The organism is Advenella kashmirensis WT001, assembly GCF_000219915.2.
GTDB lineage: Bacteria > Pseudomonadota > Gammaproteobacteria > Burkholderiales > Burkholderiaceae_B > Advenella > Advenella kashmirensis.
Genome location: NC_017964.1, coordinates 49233 through 66490 on the forward strand (window position 1 = coordinate 49233; position 17258 = coordinate 66490).

Here is a 17258-nt window from a genome sequence, read left to right on the forward strand (position 1 = left end):
TTTCCAGGCAGAGTGAATGGCCTCGCCTGAATACCAATGCGATCTTCAGCCCCGGATTTGTCTGCGACGAACAATGGCGCAACGACAGGGCCTTCAGCGGATTTGGCAGGGGGAGAAGCGGTTGCCAGTGGGTTATTTCTAGGCGTTTTTCCCGGTTCGCTGTTGATAAATATAATTGCCGGCTTCAGTGATATCCATTCTGATACTTTGGGACACGTGTTTTGCATCGCGTTTTTTCAGAAAATCCACCGCTGCCCGGTGATGGTCCTGCTGCTTCAGATTCGGGACGTAATCGGGCAGCACGGCATTGAGTGCCGGGCCGCAGCGTAACCAGAGGATTTCGGTTATGTCCTGCACGACGTCCATCTTCGCGTGTTCGTAAAGCGAAAAATGAAAGCTCCTATGCAATTCAAGATACTTGCTCTTACTGTCGCTATCAATGCAGTTGCCCATTTGATTGACGATGTCTTCAAGCCTTTCAATATCGCTGTCCTTGATATGAGCAACAGCGGCGTAGGCCAGCTTTGACTCAAGCTCGGCACGCAGGAACATAAGCTGCCTGATCTGATCGCTGTTCAGCTGTGGGACAGAGGCGCCACCCTTTTGCCCTCCGGGGCCGCGATCCAGGACACGTTCGGCTATCAGGTGATTCACCGCATCCCTCACAGGAGTCAGGCTGATTCCCAGTTTCCCCGCCACATCTCTCAGAATAAGCCGCTCTCCAGGCTTGAACGCACCGGAAAGCAATGCGTTCTTCATGGCGAGATAAGCAAGATCAGATAAATTATTTTTCTCAAGCGGCAAGAGCGGAGCAAACATAGGGACCGGGAATGATTGGAAAGTTGCTGCAATGTTAACCGATTTGTGGACAAACATATTTAATTTATTTGTTGTTTGTTATAACAAACTTCGATAGAATTCGGAAATGTGGAAACGACACGACAACAATCCACTCTTTCAGGAGACAACTTATGAAACGAATAAACATTGCAGCATGGGTGCTGTCGGCGGTCGCCGCGATCTATGTCCCTGCTGTGGCGGCCGAAGGCTTCCCGCAGAAAGATATACAGTTCGTCATTCCATGGAATGCGGGCGGGTCAAATGATATTGCTGCACGACAATTGCAAAAGATCGTTGCCGATCAATCCGGGGTGTCCCTGATTGTGGAGAATGTACCCGGCGCGACGGGTTCAATCGGAATGACCAAAGTTGCCCGGGCGGCACCCGACGGCTACATGGTCGGCATGGGCACAAGTTCGACCCTTGCCCAGATCTCGCAAAAACTGACGACACTGACCAATGATCAATTTGTTCCCATTGCAAGAGTCTCGGTTGATCCCTTGATGCTTCTGGTGCCGACCAACAGCGGGCCGCAGGATCTGAAGGCCTTTCTGGCACACGTAAAGGACAATCCAGGGAAAGTGTCTATCGGCACACCCGGGTCTCATAATTTGAATCACATATTTGCGCAGATGACTGCACGTGCAGCTCAGGCGCCGTACATCAATGTGCCTTATACCGGTGGCGCCAAGGTGATCGCAGATCTTGCCGGTAAGCAGATCTCCGCAGCAGTGCTCAAACCATCAGAGAGCAAGCCGCAGATTGACGCGGGGAACGTTAAGCCGATTGCCGTTTTTGCCAACGAGCGGCTGGCTATCATGCCCGATGTGCCGACGTTCAAGGAAATGGGATATGACGTCTTTCCATACGGACCGCTAGTGCAAATGGCCTATATCGTTGCCCCGGCTAAAACGCCCGAGCCGGTGCGTACGAAGCTGATTGAATTGTTCTCCAATGCAATAGAAAGTGACCAGTTCAAGACTTTTGCCGATCGCAACGGCGTCATCATCAGTCCGCTCAAGGGCGATGGCCTGACCCGGGAAATCAATGCAGTCCAGAAGACGCTGGATAGCGCCAGCGAAAAAGTATTTAACAAAGCGGAAGACAAGAAATGAGTGTAATCAAAAAGGTAACTTGCCATGTTGTCAGCGCGCCGATCGCACGGCCCTTTACGTCGTCGCGGGGCTGGCTTTATAAAACGCGCGGCTCGTGCATCGTTGAAATAGAAACGCAGGACGGTACGATCGGCTGGGGTGAATGCTATGGCCCCTCGCAGGTCGCACGCAGTTTTATCGATACGCAATTTGCGCCACGTATTATTGGCCGCGATGCGTTTGACGTAGAAGTGATATGGGAAGACCTTTATAACCGAATCAAAGACTATGGCGCCAAAGGCATGGCAATAGCAGCGATGAGCGGTATTGATATCGCGCTTTGGGATATTATCGGTAAAATCTGCGGCAAGCCGGTACACAAGCTGATCGGCGGCGCTTTCCGCGACACGGTGACCGCTTATGCCACTGGACTATATTTTATCGATATGGATCGATTGGTCGAAGAGGCGGTCGAGGAAGCCCTGGAGTATAAGCATGGCGGCTTTTCCGCTATCAAGATGAAAATCGGTCTTGGCTCGCCCAAGCTTGATCTGGCTCGGGTTGAAGCCGTGCGTAAGGCAATTGGCGACGACATCCGGTTGATGGTCGATGCCAACCACTGTTTCACGGTTCCTGCAGCAATCAGGCTGGGAAGAGAACTGGAGAAACTGGACGTGGAATGGTTTGAAGAACCTATTTCTCCAGAAGACCTTGACGGCTATGTTCAGGTGACACAAGCCCTGGATATGGCCGTAGCCGGCGGGGAGAACGAGTACACGCGGTGGGGGTTCCGGGATATTGTCAGTCGCAAGGCAATGGATATCATCCAGCCCGATATATGCGCTGCCGGTGGTTTTAGCGAGTGCAGGAAAATTGCCGCTTTGGCTACCGCCCACGGGGTAGAGTGCGTGCCCATGCATGGGGGTCTGTTATTGGCGTGGCTGCTACGCTGCACTTCATCGCGGCACTGCCGGATCAGCCTCCAAGTTTCAGGCCGATGCCACCCCTTTTTGAATTCGAGCAATGCGAAAATCCGTTTCGGGATCATCTGGCTACTGAGCCCATCGTATTGCGTAACGGCTCGGTCTCTATCCCGACCAAACCAGGCCTTGGCATCGACATTGACCGTAGCATTCTTGAAAAATACGCGGTTTGAACAGCATGCGGTTTATCACATTTGAGCACGCTGGTCGTGCCCGCGCAGGTGTCATCATAACGCGGAGGCGGGACCAGGACGCAGTTGACTATGTTGTGGATGGAGCGCATCCACTCAGGCCTGCGGTACTGCAGGACCGGCAACCGACCATACTGGACTGGATCAGCTACGGTCTGCAGGCCCTGGCGCGCGGCTGGCGTCCGAGTTGATCAACGATCAGTGCCTGTTGCCCCTGTCAGCAGTGAAAATCCTGGCGCCGCTATCCAATCCAGGGAAGATTGTGGGCGCCGCCTTCAACTATCGTGACGGATTGTTGCAAACCAAACGGGCGCCACCGGAGCAGCCGGTCATCTTTATTAAATCGGCCAGCACCATTATCGGGCCGGAAGATATGATCCGGATCAATCCGGCCAACCACGTTACCTATGAAGCAGAACTGGCCGTGATTATTGGCAAACAGGCGTTGAAAATAGACCGCAGCGAAGTGTCAGACTATATCTGTGGCTATACTATTTTCAACGATGTCAGCGTGACAAATTATGTCAAACATGATGGCGGTTTCGTGCGAGGAAAAAACCAGAGGACATCCGGACCGATGGGACCCTGGATACTCCCGGCCGACGCCATCGCCGACCCGCATGACTTGGCCATCACGCTTGATGCCGATGGCACGCGCCTGCAGGATTCAAATACCAGCCAGATGCTGTTTCGCATTGACGAGCTTGTTGAGTTTATCTCAGCGCAAATGCCTTTGGAACCCGGCGACGTTATTGCGACCGGCACGCCTGCAGGGGTTGCTGCCAATCATGAACCGCCCGCTTGGTTGGTTCCGGGAATGTGTCTGTCCATCAGCATAGAAAAATTGGGCGTGCTGCGTAACGAAGTAGAAAGGGAGCATCACGATGCCTGAAAAAAATAAATATACCGTGTTATTGACAAACGACATTCTGGCAGAGGAAGCGCAGCGGCTTCGGCAGCACGCCAACGTCATTGTCGCTCCGCAAACCGATCCTGATACCTTGCGGCATCTGGTGGCCGATGCGGATGCATTGATTGTGCGTGCAAAGCTTCCCGATGATATTTTTGATCATCAGACCAGGCTTAAAGGGGTCGTCAGGCATGGCGTGGGCCTGGACATGATACCGATGGATAAAGCGTGCATTCATAAAATACCGGTGGCCAATATCCCTGGATGCAACACCAGCTCCGTTGTCGAGTATTGCATTGCGGCCATGATGCTTGTCCGACGGCAGGTCGACATGCAGCGCATCCAGAATAGCGGATCAGACTGGCAGCCCAAGCGGGCGTTGGCGGATCAAATGGGCGAACTGGGCGGATTGACGCTGGGAATTGTAGGCGTTGGCGCAATCGGCAGTACGCTGGCCAAGGTAGCGACAGCGCTGGGGATGAAGGTGATCGGTCTATCCAGGCGCAAAGAGAGCTTGCCAGACGGGATTGAGTACGCCGAGAAGCAAGTGCTTTTTTCGCAGGCCGATATTGTCGTTCTATCGTGCCCCCTGAATGCGGACACGATCGGGCTGGCCGATACGGCTGAGTTCAACAGCATGAAAACGTCTGGCATAGTCATCAATGTTTCGCGTGGACCGGTCATTAACACAGCCGCATTAATGGATGCATTACGCGATGGAAAAATTGCCGCTGCTGTGCTGGATGTGCACGATGTACAACCGGTTAAGCCTGGCATTTACCCAGCCGAACAGAAAAACTTGTATCTAACGCCTCATATCGCTGGCATTACAACAGCCAGCATGAAAAGAATGAGCCAGGGGTCGGTTGACGAAGTCCTGCGCTTGTTACAGGGCATCGATTTGCCAATCTGGTTAATCCAGAAATCTATAACTAATTCATTTGCAAAGGTTCGAGATGAAAATTTCCAGTATTCAGGCCCATCCTATTTCCTTTCCTGTTCCTGAAGACAAATCCGTGCGCTTGGGCATAGGCAGAAGTGTAAAACGCGACGCCGTGCTGCTGCGTGTACAAACAGACGAAGGACTAACAGGATGGGGCGAAGCGCATCATGGCCGATGCCCCGGCGCCATCGCGCGGCTCATTGACACCACGCTGGCGGAGTTGGTCGTGGGAATGGATCCGATGGATGTCTCGGGAGTATGGTCAAAAGTGCATAAAATGCAAATATCCAGCCACGGTATGGGCGCTGCTGCTGCACTGGCGCTAAGCGGGCTCGACTTGGCGCTATGGGATATTCGATGTCAGGTTGCGGGATTGCCCTTGCATACTCTTATCGGCGGTAAACAAAAACCCATCAAGGCATATGCGGGGGGCATATCCCTGGGCTGGCAGGCTCCCGAGGCGCTTGCCGACGAGGCTGCGGGCTATGTCAGCCAGGGTTACCGGGCATTGAAGCTTCGGGTGGGAGACAATATCGAACGCGATATCGCCCGCGTGACTGCAGTGCGCAAGGGCGTGGGCGACCAAATTGATATATTGGTAGACGCCAATACCAATTACACACTGGACGATGTACGTCGCGTCATGCCCTTCTATGACGACCTTAAGGTAGGCTGGCTTGAAGAGCCGTTCCCTGCCCATGATCTAGGGTTATACCGCCGCGCGTCGCAACTTGGACGAACCCCGCTGGCCGCAGGTGAAAACCACTACACCCGTTATGAGTTTGAGCCGATACTTGAAGCTCAAGTGCTGGGTTTTGTACAACCGGATCTGTCCAAGGCAGGCGGGATTACCGAATCACTAAAAATAGCCGCGATGGCCAGTAGTCACCGTTTAAGCGTGAATCCCCATACCTCTGCCACGGCCATAAACATGGCCACTTCAATCAGCTATATGTGCGCAATTGACAATCCTGGCTATTTTGAGGCTGATCTTACTGCTTACAATCCATTCCGTGATCAGCTCACCGATAAACCGCCTTATGTGCTGGATGCCGAGGGCTGCGTGACCGCCGGCGATGGCGTAGGTATCGGATTGGTCATTGACGAAAAATTTGTTGCTGCCCATCCCCTGATAGACGGACCATGTTATGTCTAGTCGGTCATTTAGGTGAGAAAAGAAATGATATATAAGATAAGAGACTTCTAAACTTCGGTGATCATTGTGCGGTCTCACTGTTCATATCTCTTTTTGATGAAATAGAGAGTGCGAACATATGAACTATATGCTTGGCAACACATCTTGCGCGGCGGCGTCGATCAGATTCGTAGAATGACAGATTATCAATGAGCATTTTTAAAAAAGACGAAGGCATGCGGTGGCAATGTCTATCCTGACTAGATAGAACCAAAAGTGCGGACTTCGCTTGCCCTCGGTCCCTTACACGCTCCACGCCGCCTTGGTCGCCAGCGCACATTCATGCATCACCGTTAACGCACGTTGTGTCGTATCAACGCCCATCACGAACGGATTGGGCTCGCCCTTTTTCATTTGCGCCAGTTTGACATCGGCCAGGTCCATGCCGCTGTGGTTGGACAAGAACACGTCAATGTTCTGTTTGCTTGCCATATCACGCACCCGGTCAGTCGCGTCAATATACGCCTGCAGGCGTTCCATGCGGTTGGGCTGCTTGCCAAAGTTGAATGACGTGCCACCCCACAGGAAGGCGCGGTGGCTTTGGCTGCCGTTTTTTACGTCAAACGCCACTGAGATCGTGCCCATGGTATGGCCCGGTGTCATCACGATGTCGACCGTGGTGTCGCCCAGTGTCAGCTTGGCGCCGTCTTCTACGACTACATCTCGCTTGGGTGGACGCCCCCAGCTGGGCACTTCGAACTCCAGCTTGGTTTCCATCATGGTCCAGTCAGCTTCGCTGGCAATGATTTTCGGCTGAAAATGCTCTACCAGGTAATTGGCGCCGCCGTAGTGGTCGCCATGGCCGTGCGTGATGACGACCATCTTGATCTGTGCAGGGTCCAGCCCCAGCTTGCGCATGCCGGCGACGATCACATTTTCGGCATCATCAGCATTGTTCATTGCATCGATCAGGATGATGCCGTCGGATGTGGTAATGGCCCAGGCACTTACCCATTTGCCGCCAACGAAATACAGGTTATCGAAAGCCTGACCTGGCGGGGGCGCGGGTTGCGCCATGAGTTCTTCGATCGATGGGCCTTTTTTGGCGCTGGCCGGCAATGCCACGTTACCCAGCTTCAGTAACTGTTTGAGATCGCTGCCGGCTGCAGTACGCGCTGCAGCCAGGTGGCGCTGCACATCAGGCGACTGGGCTGCAGCAGGCGAAATGTTTAACGCATAGGTTGCGCAGCAGGCGCATCCGGCCGCCAGAAAGTAACGTCTGCCAGACGATGCGACCGCATCATCGCTGGTGTTGTCACTGTTGTTAATCCATGACCTGAATAGCCGCATTAGAGTCTCCTGTTATTAGTGTTTGAGCTAACGTGCTGCACGACGCAGGCTTGCGGCGCCAGTCAATTATAGACAGATCACGGCCGCTCATGAAGCTACGTTAAATTTTTCAACGTCTTGCCGAATGAAGCATTGGCGCACAAAGGCAGCTAGGACCGCAAACCGGCACCCGCTTTCCGTTGATTAAAATAACGTCAAGGCGATCATCATGCACGTGGCCGCCCAAGGTTTGGTCGCTATAATGTGTGGATATTTCCAACCCATTCGCAGTTCATAATCTATAGGGATTCATTTGATGAGTAAAGCCGCAATCGTCGCTGGTGTTGTTATTGCTGCCGGTGCAGTCTGGACCGGATCAAGCTGGTATCTGGGTACGCAGATCCAGCAACGGGTTGACGACTATCTGGTTAAAGCCAACGACTATCTGAAAAAAGAAGGCGACGGACGAATGAGTATGGAAGTGGTCAGTTATGACAAGGGCGTTTTCTCGTCCGACGCGGTATATAAACTCAATATGAACTTGCCGGAAATGTCGGCCCTGCCCAAGGAAGTCCTGCTCAACAGCCATATCGAACACGGGCCGATATCGCTCACCGCCTTGTCGCGGGGTGAATTTGTCACCGGATATGCAACCGCGTCTACCACGCTGGTCAACGATGAAAAGACCAAGCCACTGTATGACGCGGCTGGCGGTAAAGAGCCTTACGTACAAAACGATAGCATTGATTTCTCTGGAAACGTGCATTCCTCCGCCAAATTGGCGGCACTGGATGCGACCTTTGGAGAGGGCACCGTCAAGTCTCAGCCGGTAACGGTAACGTCGTTCGTAGACAAGGACTTTACCAAGCTTGACATGACGTTCGATCTTCCCGAGGTGAGCCTGACTGACTATGCCAAAGTTGATTTTTCCATGAAGAACGTGACGGGGCAGGCCAGTTCCAGCAAAACCGCTTCCGGCCTGTTCGTGGGCCCGGGCAAAATGAGTATCGGCATGCTTGAGATCAAGCCGAAGAACGATAAAACAGTGTCAATCGCCGATTTCAAGATCGATGCGAAAACGGAAGAAGTGGATGATTTCCTGAACCTGAACGTCGGCTACGATCTTGGCAAGGTGCTGGTTGACAATGTTGATTTTGGCGCCATCAAGTTGAACGTCGCCTTTGAACATCTTGATCGCCAGGCGGTGAATAAATTCAGGCAGCAGGCCGCAACGCTCAATATCACGCCAGACAATGTTGAGCAGCAGGGCGAGAAAATTGAACAGTATTACGCAGAACTGTTTACCAATCTGATACGCAACAAACTGCAAGTGCGTGTGTCGCCTTTTGCGTGGAAAACAGCTGGCGGCGAAGGTTCAATAGAGGCCTCTGCCAATTTTGATGGCACCGGCCAGCCCGATGGAACGACTGTGGAAGATGATCTGTTTCTGGCCAAGTCGCTCAAGAAGGTGGATTTTGGGCTGAAGGTCGATACCAAGCTGATCCGTGATGTGGTATCTGCCGGTACCCAGATCAGCGGTGTAAAAGATAAGGATGCGGCCGACAAACAAGGGGATGATCTTGCCAGCATGGCAGGGATGATGGCACAGATGTCAGGCCTCGGCAAACTCGATAACGGTGTGATCAGCAGCGATATCGCTTACGATGCAACCGCGAAGCCAGAAGAACAAATCACGCTGAATGCAGAAAAAATGAGCGTGCAGGAACTGGCCGCTAAAGCGGGTTCTGCCGTCTCTGGTGCACCCCGCTGATTGACTGTGATTAACCGGGGCCATTCCGGTGATCCGGGGCTGGCTGGATACTAGCCTGCTTTAGGCCCCCAGATTGAGCCCGTCAAGGTGCTTTCCTCGCCTGACGGGTTATTGGTCCGTCTGCTGCTCCGCCTTTGCAATAACCTTGATCTCGAAGTCAAAGCCGTAGAGCCAGGTAACGCCCACGGCTGTCAGCGTGGGATAAGGGGCCTGGCCCCAATACTCGGGCACCACTTTCCAGATGGTTTCGAATGTTGCTTGCGGATCGACCATAAAGACCGTCACGTCAATCACATCGTCAAAACTGCTGCCTGCCGCCTTCAGAATACCATTCAGGTTTTCAAATGCGCGGCGCACCTGTGCTTCCAGAGCCGGTTCTGGTGACCCATCTTCCCGGCTGCCGACCTGTCCCGAAACGAACAGGAAGCCATTGGCCCGAATTGCTGGTGAATAGTGATTTTTGTCATACAGTGCCTGGCGCCCAGGCGGAAAAACGACGTCGCGTTTTGTCATAGCTTCTCTCCATGAATGAGTCTGGCAGACTCGATATCTACAATGAAGTGATTCTATGGTTTCCGGTTTTATGGATAAACAGGCGATACTGTCCATCACTGTTTGTAAAATACAAACAATCCTATATCTGGGAACACCTATGGACCGATTTGATGCGATGTGGGCATTTGCCCGAGTGGTGGAAACCGGTAGCTTTACCAAGGCGGCAGAGACGCTGCATATGAGCCGAACTACCGTCACGCAGTTGGTGCAGCAGCTGGAGGCGCGCCTGCGTGTCCGCCTGCTTAACCGGACCACACGCAAGGTTAACGTGACCGCCGATGGCGCTGCCTACTACGAGCGCGTGATCAGGCTGCTGGCCGATATGGACGATGCAGAAACCAGCCTGTCCAGCGCAGCAGCATTGCCGCGGGGGCGGCTGCGAGTTGATGTGCCCAGTCCGTTTGCGCGCATGGTACTGGTGCCGGCGCTGCCGGCATTCCATGCCCGGTATCCGGACATTCAACTGGATATGGGCGTGAGCGACCGGGTGGTGGATCTGATTGATGACAATGTCGATTGTGTTGTCCGTGGCGGCGAACTCACTGATCTGTCCCTGATGGCAAGGCATATAGGTGATTTGCAGCTTGGCATGTATGCCGCGCCGGATTATCTGGCACGCTCTGGCGTACCGCAGCATCCCCAGGAGCTGAATACGCCGGATCATCACGTCGTGGCCTTCCTGTGGGCCCGCAGCGGAAAGGCGCTGTCGCCCACCATGCGCTATCGCGATGAACGCGTCACCATACAGAGCAAATACATTCTTTCGGTTGACGATGGCAATGCCTACCTGGCTGCCGGTCTGGCCGGCCTGGGGGCGCTTTGGCTGCCTGATTACATGTCCCGCGAGCATGTGGCAACGGGGCAGTTGATTCCCCTGTTGCAGCAATGGGAGCTGGATCCGATGCCCATGTATGTCGCTTATCCGCCCAATCGGCATGTTAGTGCGAAGCTGCGCGTGTTTATTGACTGGGTGGCACAACTTATGGAAGTGCACGCGCCCGTCGCGCAACGCAAAGTGCAATAAGCACAGACGCTTTCTGCAAGACACCAACCGGCGCACCTGGTCTTGGCGAGGTGAACAAAAAATTGCTTGAATCATTTTGATATTTCCAATATTATTGAAATATGGAAACTAAAACTGCTATCGCCGCTCTTGCTGCCCTTGCCCAGGAATCTCGCCTCATGGTGTTTCGGCTGTTGATACAGGCCGGCCCTGCTGGCATGGCAGCCGGGAAAATCAGTGAGGCCGTGGGCATTCCGCCTTCATCCTTGTCTTTTCATCTGAAGGAACTCTCGCATGCCGGCATGATTGCGTCGCGGCAGGAGGGCCGGTCTGTCATCTATACGGCAGAGTATGCAAGGGCAGCCAGCCTGGTTGCCTTTCTGACAGAGAACTGCTGCAGTGGACAAGACTGCGATTTGTCCTGTGTGCAAACTGAAAATACGACGGTGGCTGAATGAGAACCCGCAGCATTATTGACGTTGATTACCTGCCTGCATTGGACCCGGCCTTCGCACTGAGCAGACCTGCTTTGGGCCTGGCGCCAGACACTCCGCCCCTGCGCATCCTGCTGTTGTATGGCTCATTGCGCTCTCGCTCTTTTTCCCGTCTGGCCGTGGAAGAAGCGGCGCGTATTTTGCAGTTTTTCGGCGCTGAAACCCGGATTTTTGATCCCTCGGATTTACCCTTGCCGGATCAGGTAAAAAATGATGACCATCCCGCCGTCAAGGAGTTACGAGAACTCTCAATGTGGTCAGAAGGCCAGGTCTGGTGCAGCCCGGAAAGGCATGGCCAGATCACGGGGATCATGAAGGCACAGATAGACCACCTGCCTCTGGAAATGGGCGGCATCAGACCTACCCAGGGGCGCACATTGGCTGTCATGCAGGTATCGGGCGGTTCCCAAAGTTTCAATGCGGTGAACACCCTGCGTTTGCTTGGCCGATGGATGCGCATGTTCACCATTCCCAATCAGTCCAGCGTGGCCAAAGCCTATCAGGAGTTTGACGAGGACGGGCGTATGAAGCCCTCGCCATATTACGACCGTATTGTCGATGTTATGGAAGAGCTGCTGCGCTTTACCGCATTGCTGCGCCCGCATCAGGATGCATTGACCGACCGATATTCCGAACGAAAAGCCAGTGGCCGGGTCATTGACCCTGCCAAAGATCTTTCATCCATTGCCATTAGCCCTCAAATTCAAGCTGAGCGAGAAACGTCATGACCCAGAGAACCTATAACGTGCTTATTCTGTGCACAGGCAATTCCGCCCGTAGCATCATGGCCGAAGCCCTTATCAATACGATGGGGCAGGGACGGTTCAATGCCTTCAGTGCAGGTAGTCATCCCACCGGTAAGGTCAATCCCTTTGCTGTCGAAAAAACAGAATCAATCGGCTATCCCGCTGAGAAGTTGCGCAGTAAAAGCTGGGATGAATTTGCAATGGCTGATTCGCCCATCATGGATTTTGTCATTACCGTATGCGATAACGCCGCAGGCGAGGTCTGCCCCGTCTGGCCCGGGAAGCCCATTACTGCGCATTGGGGATTTGAGGATCCGGCAGCAGTAGAGGGGTCTGATGAAGAAAAAAGACAGGCGTTTGATAAAGTTTTTCGCAACATCATGAATCGTGTCCGTCTTTTTGTTAGCCTGCCCTTGCATATTCTGGATCAGACAGCAATCAAGCACGAACTGACCAAAATCGGTACCAGCGAGACGGCATGAGTGCGTCGACTAAGGCAGAGCCTCGTCCCGCGATCAGTGTTTTTGAGCGCTACCTGACGCTCTGGGTGGCGCTGTGCATTGTGGTCGGCGTGTTGCTGGGCCAGGGCCTGCCCGATGTCTTTCGCACTATTGGCGCCATGGAAGTGGCCCAGGTCAATCTGCCTGTCGGCGTGCTGATCTGGGTCATGATTATCCCGATGCTGGTAAAGATTGACTTTTCTGCCCTGAACCAGGTCACCAAACACTGGCGCGGTATTGGTATTACGCTATTTATAAACTGGGCCGTCAAGCCGTTTACCATGGCATTTCTCGGTTGGCTTTTTGTGCGGCATGTCTTTGCGCCTTACCTGCCGGCAGACCAGCTTGACAGCTACATTGCCGGGCTGATTCTGCTGGCCGCCGCGCCGTGTACGGCAATGGTCTTTGTGTGGAGTCGCCTGACCCAGGGTGACCCGTATTTCACGTTATCCCAGGTGGCGCTAAATGACGCAATCATGATTGTGGCATTTGCTCCGATTGTGGGTCTGCTGCTCGGCCTGTCTTCCATTACCGTGCCCTGGGATACCTTACTGGTTTCGGTGGTGCTGTATATTATCGTGCCGGTTATCCTGGCGCAGGTCTGGCGCCGCTGGCTTCTTAACAGGGGGCAGGCTGCCTACGAACGGGCCATGGACATTATCGGGCCCTGGTCCATTGTGGCGCTGTTGTTCACGCTGGTGCTGCTGTTTGCCTTTCAGGGCAAGGCTATTCTGGCGCAGCCGCTGGTCATTGTAATGCTGGCAGTACCGATTCTGATCCAGGTGTTTTTCAATTCCGGACTGGCGTACTGGCTGAATAAAAAGGCTGGCGAAACCCATGCAGTTGCCTGTCCGTCGGCCCTCATTGGCGCCAGTAATTTCTTTGAACTGGCGGTTGCGGCGGCCATCAGCCTGTTCGGGTTGCGCTCAGGCGCGGCTTTGGCCACGGTCGTGGGCGTACTGGTCGAGGTACCCGTCATGCTGTTGGTTGTGCGCATCGTGAACCAGACAAAACACTGGTACGAGCAAAAATAGTGTTAAATTTCCAATCAGCGCGTTGCCCATGTTGGGTACGCGCTGACCGGGTCTGATCAGCTGGTCCGGCCGTCAATCTGATAGCCCGCTGATACCCGCGTGAACGGTAGCAAGGATCCATTCCCATGGCATTAAAACTGGCCCTCCCTGGACAAACAAGGGAATGGGATCGTCATCTGATGGCGGTTATTGCTTCGCTTGGCCTGACACAAATTATTGGCTACGGCACCCTGTACTATGCCTTCAGTATTCTTGCGTCCGATATGGCCGCAGATCTGGAGTGGTCGGTTGAATGGGTTTTCGGTGTGCTGTCTGCGGCCCTGCTCGCAGGCGGCTTGATGGCGCCCTGGATAGGCATCTGGATAGATCGGTTCGGCGCCGGACGGGTCATGACGCTGGGCTCAGGCCTGGCCGCCCTGGCGCTCATTGCATGCGCAACAGCCACGAATAATATCGTATTTGTGATTGCCCTGATCGCGGTTGAAATAACCGCGAATTTGGTGCAGTACGCGGCAGCGTTTGCGCTCCTGGTGCAAAAATATCCGCTAACGGCCCAGCGCAGCATTACATACCTGACGCTGATCGGCGGTTTTGCCTCCACTATTTTCTGGCCCATAACAACAGCGTTGCATGCGCAGCTATCGTGGCAAAACGTTTATTATATTTTTGCGGCCATCAATCTGCTGGTGTGCCTGCCCATTCACGCCTGGCTGGCGCGTGGTGCCCGCCAAGGCAAAGCCACAACGGACACCGAAGTCAAAGTCTTGCCAGCCGACTGGCAGGCCCAGCCCGGCACACCGGCTTTGTATTGATGGTGATTGCGTTTGCGTTGCAATCGCTGGTGGCATCTGCCATATTGGTGCACATGGTGCCGCTGCTATCGGGCCTGGGGCTGGGCGCAACGGCGGCCTGGTAGGTACGCTCTTTGGCCCCGCCCAGGTACTCAGTCGGCTCACCAATATGGTGTTTGGCGGGAATCTGTCGCCCGTGACGCTTGCCACCATCGCCTCTGCGCTCATGTGTGCCGCGATTGGCGTGCTCAACAGCACTGCACCCAGTATTGCCGGGGCGATCACTTTTGCAATTTTATTCGGCCTGGGCAACGGCTTGTTCAGTATCGTTGCAGGCACCTTGCCACTGGTGCTATTTGGCAGTCAGGGCTATGGCAGATTACAGGGAAAAATCACCTCCGCACGTTTGACCGTTTCGGCCGTTGCGCCGTTCGCCCTGGCCTTCGGAATGACCAATATCGGCATTCACTGGGCGCTGGCAATCACCATGGCTTTGGGCGCGGGGGCGATTGTTGCGTACGTGCTGATCAGGCGGCTGGTGTCCAGGGTGCGATGACACGGTTGATTGGTCGATAGCTTTACATAGTACTTTCAGACAAATCTAGTTCCTGGGCAGAAGAGGGCTCGGTAGCACATTGTGCCTCTGCGGGCACGGACATCGGGGTGCGCGTGCTATCAGGCAAGTCGGGAATCTTCGTACGACCCGCCTGCCTGGCGACCGAAGATACATCCATGAGGGGGATCAGATCAAGATAATTTTTCATTGTGTTGAGCATACTGAAACGGTGCTATCCCTGCAATTGGGTTAATAATACGGCAGCGCCACCCCCTGCCTCTAGGGCGTGGCGGGTTCGCCGATGCCGCTCTGAAGTGATGTGGATGTCAAGTGGTATTCTTCGGGTGACGGCTGTTCGGTGCCATCAAAAGCAATCCGAAAGGTGGCCCCCGGATTGGCCGCATCGACCGATATGGTCCAGCCATGCGCCAGGGCAATCTGCTGACAAATGGCCAGTCCTAATCCTGATCGGCCCTCGCTGTCTGCCCCTCGCCAGAAACGAAGAAATATCTTGGGCAGATCGTTCTGATCTATGCCTGGTCCGTAATCTCGCACGGTAAGTCCGTTCTCATCATGCAGAACCTGTACGGTGGTGCCGGGCGGCGCATGCTGAATGGCGTTCTCCAGCAGATTGCGTATGAGGATGGCCAGTGCTGCACGGTCGGCCTTGATCAGAATCGGTTGGACCAGCGCATTGGTATTGATCGCCACATCACGGCTGTCGGCCAGCCGGTCTAGTTTGACGATCGCATCTGCCACCACCACGGTCGGGTCCGTTTCGGCCATGATGTAATTATGAGATTCGCTGCATTCGGCCAGTTGCAATAACTGTTGAATCTGGCGTGACATGGCGTCGATATCGGCAAGCAGTTGTGCTCGGTCGCTTGAGTCACCCAGTTCGACCGTGCCACGCATCAGTGCCAGCGGCGTTTTAAGTTCGTGCGCAGTGGTGGCCAGAAATTCCTGCTGAACGCGATACCCGTTGGCCAGTCTATCAAGGGCGCCATTAAATGCAGTGATCAGGGGCACCAGCTCGCAGGGCAGACTTTCGGTCGCCAGTCTGGCTTGCAGGTTCCTGGGTGTGATACGCGATGCGGCCAGTGATACCTTTTGTACCGGTTTTACCAGGCGATAGATGGTGCATAGTACGATGGCACTGAAAATCAACAAGGCAACGATGGTCATGATCAGTGTTGTGAGGCGTACGGTACCGCCGTCATTCTGGGTCAGCGCCTGCTGAAAGCGCTCACTGCGGGCAACCTGCACATAATATTGCGGACCAGGCCTGTTGAGTGCGAATGTAGCCACATGGAGTAAATTGCCGTCCGGTGCCAGGTTAAATCTCTTTAACTGCGGGTTAAAAGGCTGTCCGGCGGCGGCAAACGGATGGGCACCATCGTCTGATGCCAGCAGCACTTTACCCTGTGCATCAACAACGCGATAGATGACGTCATCTTTCAGAACCTCGAAAACGCTGGATAAGCCAGGATTTACGTTCACTGCAATTGGCCTGTCGGCAGCGTCAAAGACCAGTCCACCGCTCAGTTGACGTTCATTTCCGACAAAATCAGCTTCCAGCATTACGCGTGGAAAATAGGTAATGACTACGTGAGATAGAATCGCGACAAATGCTGTTGTGAGAATCAGTGCAATGGTGCTGGCAAAAAGCAGTTTTCCTGTCAGGCTATTGAGCTTCATCATCCGCCTTTTGAAGCGCAAAGCCTTTGCCGCGCAGATTTACGATTTGCGTTAAGGACCCGGCCGCCAGAATTTTGCGACGCAGACGGTGTACCGCGACATCCAGTGCGTTGGGTGTAACCCCTTCTCCCAAACCCCACCCGGCCGCCTCAAGACGGCTTCGCTGTACTACCTGGCCTGCCGCCTGCACCAATGCCAGCAGGATCTGCAGTTCTGCCGGAGCCAGAGGCGTCGACACGTTCCCGTAGTTCATGCAGCCGCGCGCGGTGTGTACGGAAATACCGGCAAAAGTCGGTTCAAGGCTTGTCAATATAAGCGGCCGACGCAGCAGTGCGCGCACCCGGGCGACCAGTTCCTCTAGCGAAAAGGGCTTGGGAAGATAGTCGTCTGCCCCGGACTCCAGTCCTTCAATGCGGTCATGGATGGCATCCCTTGCCGTGACCATCAGGCAGGGCGTTGCATTGCCATCGGCACGCAAGCGCCTGACCAGGTTAAGGCCATCGCCGTCCGGCACACTGCGATCAATCACGAATACGCCGTATATGCCGGGTGTCATGGCCGGCCAGACGGAGTCCAGGCGTTCGAAAACGTCCGCTTCAATACCGGCAGTTGCCAGGGCTTTGCACATGAGCACAGCCATGCGTGGGTTGTCTTCGAGGATTGCAATACGGTTAGATGACATGTC

Annotated in this window: 20 protein-coding genes; 14 read left to right on the forward strand and 6 right to left on the reverse strand. The window is 54.2% G+C overall.

The genetic code is table 11. The features are described from left to right. Window positions 1-138: 138 nt before the first annotated feature. Window positions 139-876 carry a GntR family transcriptional regulator gene (locus TKWG_RS00225; RefSeq protein WP_014748867.1) on the reverse strand — a complete coding sequence of 246 codons (738 nt, stop codon included), beginning with the start codon at window positions 874-876 and terminating at the stop codon, window positions 139-141. 95 nt (window positions 877-971) lie between these two features. Between TKWG_RS00225 and TKWG_RS00230 the strand changes: the two genes are divergently transcribed. From TKWG_RS00230 to TKWG_RS00255, 6 genes are read left to right on the forward strand one after another with little or no spacing between them, the layout of a single operon-like run. Further along, window positions 972-1955, forward strand: a complete 984-nt coding sequence (locus TKWG_RS00230) for a Bug family tripartite tricarboxylate transporter substrate binding protein (RefSeq protein ID WP_014748868.1) — start codon at window positions 972-974, stop codon at window positions 1953-1955. Then, window positions 1952-3115 (forward strand): mandelate racemase/muconate lactonizing enzyme family protein, encoded by a 1164-nt coding sequence (locus TKWG_RS00235; RefSeq protein WP_014748869.1) that lies wholly within the window; start codon window positions 1952-1954, stop codon window positions 3113-3115. Before TKWG_RS00230 ends, TKWG_RS00235 begins: the two co-directional genes overlap by 4 nt. After that, the gene (locus tag TKWG_RS00240; protein ID WP_014748870.1) at window positions 3096-3299 is read left to right on the forward strand and encodes a hypothetical protein; all 204 of its coding nucleotides are present in this window, start codon (window positions 3096-3098) and stop codon (window positions 3297-3299) included. The genes TKWG_RS00235 and TKWG_RS00240 overlap by 20 nt, the downstream gene beginning before the upstream one ends. Then, window positions 3296-4000: a fumarylacetoacetate hydrolase family protein gene (locus TKWG_RS00245; protein WP_014748871.1), complete on the forward strand. Its 705-nt coding sequence runs from the start codon at window positions 3296-3298 to the stop codon at window positions 3998-4000. The genes TKWG_RS00240 and TKWG_RS00245 overlap by 4 nt, the downstream gene beginning before the upstream one ends. Next, on the forward strand, window positions 3993-5024 hold the full coding sequence (locus TKWG_RS00250; protein ID WP_014748872.1) for an NAD(P)-dependent oxidoreductase: 1032 nt from the start codon (window positions 3993-3995) through the stop codon (window positions 5022-5024). The genes TKWG_RS00245 and TKWG_RS00250 overlap by 8 nt, the downstream gene beginning before the upstream one ends. Then, window positions 4975-6117 carry a mandelate racemase/muconate lactonizing enzyme family protein gene (locus TKWG_RS00255; protein ID WP_014748873.1) on the forward strand — a complete coding sequence of 381 codons (1143 nt, stop codon included), beginning with the start codon at window positions 4975-4977 and terminating at the stop codon, window positions 6115-6117. Before TKWG_RS00250 ends, TKWG_RS00255 begins: the two co-directional genes overlap by 50 nt. Window positions 6118-6399: 282 nt before the next feature. Here TKWG_RS00255 and TKWG_RS00260 read toward each other — a convergent pair whose 3' ends face one another. After that, window positions 6400-7446, reverse strand: coding sequence for an MBL fold metallo-hydrolase (locus TKWG_RS00260; protein WP_014748874.1), 1047 nt, complete (start codon window positions 7444-7446; stop codon window positions 6400-6402). A gap of 295 nt (window positions 7447-7741) precedes the next feature. On the opposite strand from TKWG_RS00260, the gene TKWG_RS00265 reads away from it, so the two are divergent. Further along, window positions 7742-9196, forward strand: coding sequence for a YdgA family protein (locus TKWG_RS00265; protein ID WP_014748875.1), 1455 nt, complete (start codon window positions 7742-7744; stop codon window positions 9194-9196). A gap of 108 nt (window positions 9197-9304) precedes the next feature. Here the strand turns inward: TKWG_RS00265 and TKWG_RS00270 are convergent, their stop codons facing one another. After that, window positions 9305-9709, reverse strand: a complete 405-nt coding sequence (locus tag TKWG_RS00270; protein ID WP_014748876.1) for a RidA family protein — start codon at window positions 9707-9709, stop codon at window positions 9305-9307. A gap of 139 nt (window positions 9710-9848) precedes the next feature. Between TKWG_RS00270 and TKWG_RS00275 the strand changes: the two genes are divergently transcribed. The 7 genes from TKWG_RS00275 to TKWG_RS23860 all read left to right on the forward strand — a co-directional run bounded on the left by TKWG_RS00275 (window position 9849) and on the right by TKWG_RS23860 (window position 14875). Then, the gene (locus TKWG_RS00275) at window positions 9849-10775 is read left to right on the forward strand and encodes a LysR family transcriptional regulator (protein ID WP_014748877.1); all 927 of its coding nucleotides are present in this window, start codon (window positions 9849-9851) and stop codon (window positions 10773-10775) included. Window positions 10776-10876: 101 nt separating this feature from the next. Then, window positions 10877-11212, forward strand: a complete 336-nt coding sequence (locus TKWG_RS00280) for an ArsR/SmtB family transcription factor (RefSeq protein WP_041708804.1) — start codon at window positions 10877-10879, stop codon at window positions 11210-11212. After that, on the forward strand, window positions 11209-11976 hold the full coding sequence (gene arsH / locus TKWG_RS00285) for an arsenical resistance protein ArsH (RefSeq protein WP_014748879.1): 768 nt from the start codon (window positions 11209-11211) through the stop codon (window positions 11974-11976). The genes TKWG_RS00280 and arsH overlap by 4 nt, the downstream gene beginning before the upstream one ends. Further along, a complete protein-coding gene (locus TKWG_RS00290) occupies window positions 11973-12476 on the forward strand; it encodes an arsenate reductase ArsC (protein ID WP_014748880.1) in 504 nt (167 codons plus the stop codon). Before arsH ends, TKWG_RS00290 begins: the two co-directional genes overlap by 4 nt. Continuing rightward, window positions 12473-13528: an ACR3 family arsenite efflux transporter gene (gene arsB / locus TKWG_RS00295; protein WP_014748881.1), complete on the forward strand. Its 1056-nt coding sequence runs from the start codon at window positions 12473-12475 to the stop codon at window positions 13526-13528. The genes TKWG_RS00290 and arsB overlap by 4 nt, the downstream gene beginning before the upstream one ends. 125 nt (window positions 13529-13653) lie before the next feature. Further along, window positions 13654-14340 (forward strand): MFS transporter, encoded by a 687-nt coding sequence (locus tag TKWG_RS23855; protein ID WP_202947751.1) that lies wholly within the window; start codon window positions 13654-13656, stop codon window positions 14338-14340. Window positions 14341-14488: 148 nt separating this feature from the next. Further along, complete coding sequence (locus tag TKWG_RS23860; protein WP_202947752.1) at window positions 14489-14875, forward strand: hypothetical protein; 387 nt, start codon at window positions 14489-14491, stop codon at window positions 14873-14875. 22 nt (window positions 14876-14897) lie between these two features. Here TKWG_RS23860 and TKWG_RS23125 read toward each other — a convergent pair whose 3' ends face one another. From TKWG_RS23125 to TKWG_RS00310, 3 genes are all read right to left on the reverse strand, one after another. After that, window positions 14898-15083: a hypothetical protein gene (locus TKWG_RS23125; protein ID WP_148274437.1), complete on the reverse strand. Its 186-nt coding sequence runs from the start codon at window positions 15081-15083 to the stop codon at window positions 14898-14900. A 71-nt stretch (window positions 15084-15154) separates the two neighbouring features. Beyond that, entirely contained in the window at window positions 15155-16576 is a 1422-nt protein-coding gene (locus tag TKWG_RS00305) for a sensor histidine kinase (RefSeq protein ID WP_081489177.1), read from the reverse strand. Next, window positions 16560-17255 carry a response regulator transcription factor gene (locus TKWG_RS00310; RefSeq protein ID WP_014748884.1) on the reverse strand — a complete coding sequence of 232 codons (696 nt, stop codon included), beginning with the start codon at window positions 17253-17255 and terminating at the stop codon, window positions 16560-16562. Before TKWG_RS00310 ends, TKWG_RS00305 begins: the two co-directional genes overlap by 17 nt. Window positions 17256-17258: the final 3 nt, after the last annotated feature.